The sequence below is a fragment of the Pseudomonadota bacterium genome (assembly GCA_018242545.1).
Lineage (GTDB): Bacteria > Pseudomonadota > Alphaproteobacteria > 16-39-46 > 16-39-46 > 16-39-46.
Genome location: JAFEBT010000117.1, coordinates 1 through 1,608, shown reverse-complemented (window position 1 = coordinate 1,608; position 1,608 = coordinate 1). Strand labels below are relative to the sequence as shown.

Genomic DNA, 1,608 nt, shown 5'->3' with positions numbered 1-1,608 from the left:
TAAGAGAAGCTGCTCTTTTGCTCGTTCCTGAAACAGCAGGTGAAGTGAAACTCGCCGCAGCAACAATAGGAACAGGACAAATCTTTTCTGCAGTAACACAGGGCCTTGCAAAAGCTTCCGTTGCAGCAAGCAAACAGGGAATTGCATTTCTTAAAAAAAGCTCTACAATATCATCAACTTTTGAAGGCATAGCCCGAAAGACCTCAAGGCTTGTTGACTCACTCAACTTAGAAGGCATGTTTTTTCCATCTTCTCTTGCCTCAGAAAAAGCTGGTGTTCAAGGTACCAAAGTTCTCCAAAAAGTTCAAAAAGAAGGCTCAGTAGCTTTAGACGGGGAATCATTAAAGAAATTAAAAAAGCTAGGAAGATCTGGAAAGCAAAAAAGACTTAAGGAATTGATGACAGATGAAAAATTGGGCTCAAAGGACAGAGGATGGTTAAAGCAAGAATTTAATCAAATTCAAAGAGAAAAAAGAGAAACTTTAAGAGTTCCTCCAGGGAAAGAACTGGCACATAAAAGAGGATTTGAATCTGCTAAAGGATTTAGTTATGAACACGCAATTCTTCAAGATAAATCTTTACATAAAATACAACATCGCTTTGACAATCTTGGACGCAAAAATAAAACGGCTCAAAATTTAGATAAAAAGGAATAAAGATGCTAGGTACTATAAATAATAAAGAAATAGAAGCTGTTATAAAATTAAGCCCTGCAAAACGATATGAATATTTTCTAAAACGAGTGGCCGACCGAGCATTTATTTGGGGACTTTATGATAATGGTTGGGTGTCTGCAGCAGATAATGCAGGAAACTTTTTCTTTCCTATATGGCCCGCAAAAGAATATGCTGAATTATGTATAGAAAACTATTGGAAAGCAGCCTTTCCTAAAAATATTGAGATTCATGAATTTTTAGATGATTATTTAGATGAGATGAAAAAAACAAAAATTTTTATTGCGGTTTTTTATACGCCTAATGATAAAGGTATTATTCTGGATTCAGAACAATTAAAAAAAGATCTTTTAAGAGAACTTGATCGAATTGAATAAATATCCATACCATTTAAGAGATTTTTCTGCAACTATATGACGTCCGCTGTTGAACAAGCTGCAAGAAAGCACTTTGGGGTTCCGGAGAATGAATATACGGACGCGTCAAGTGCAAGAGGCTTCTTTGCGGATGAAGAGCAGGAAGAAGGAGCACCTCAAGATCCTTATGTACTAAGAGGAAAGGCAAAGGTAAAAGCTTTAAGCAGAAATACTGCATCAAGATCCTATGCCCATTCTCAAACGGCAAGAGCTCTCGATCCAAGAGGTGCTGTTGCACATGATTTAGGCCTTCGTGCGCCAACAAAAATGCTTCATCTTGCAGAGGTATTTTCGTCCAAATGGCATTCGGAACTCAGCGTCTCTAATCAAAGATTTGAAAGTTTTATCACAGAAAGAGAAAGCCTCCAATATGCGCAGCACTTGTGGAATCCCTCTTCTGATTCTCAAAAAAGAGCGCCTCTTTCTAAAGATTTTCTTAAACATCGTCCAAGATCAAATTCTCTCTCTGCACAAGAAGTTGAAGATTACTTTTGGAGCTTAACAGGAGATCATTTAGA

General features: G+C 37.3%; 3 protein-coding genes. All 3 read left to right on the top strand.

From position 1 onward, the window contains the following. Nucleotides 1-656 (top strand): hypothetical protein (locus JSS34_08870; GenBank protein MBS0186406.1); only part of this gene is annotated, 656 nt, incomplete at its 5' end. Nucleotides 657-658: 2 nt separating this feature from the next. Then, complete coding sequence (locus tag JSS34_08865) at nucleotides 659-1,051, top strand: DUF2750 domain-containing protein (GenBank protein ID MBS0186405.1); 393 nt, start codon at nucleotides 659-661, stop codon at nucleotides 1,049-1,051. A gap of 36 nt (nucleotides 1,052-1,087) precedes the next feature. After that, nucleotides 1,088-1,608, top strand: a 521-nt coding sequence (locus JSS34_08860; GenBank protein ID MBS0186404.1) for a hypothetical protein, incomplete at its 3' end; no start/stop codon positions are given.

Bases quoted from the DNA above. Each gene is read 5' to 3' on its own strand.
- JSS34_08865 (MBS0186405.1), top strand. From the start codon at position 659: ATGCTAGGTACTATAAATAATAAAGAAATAGAAGCTGTTATAAAATTA.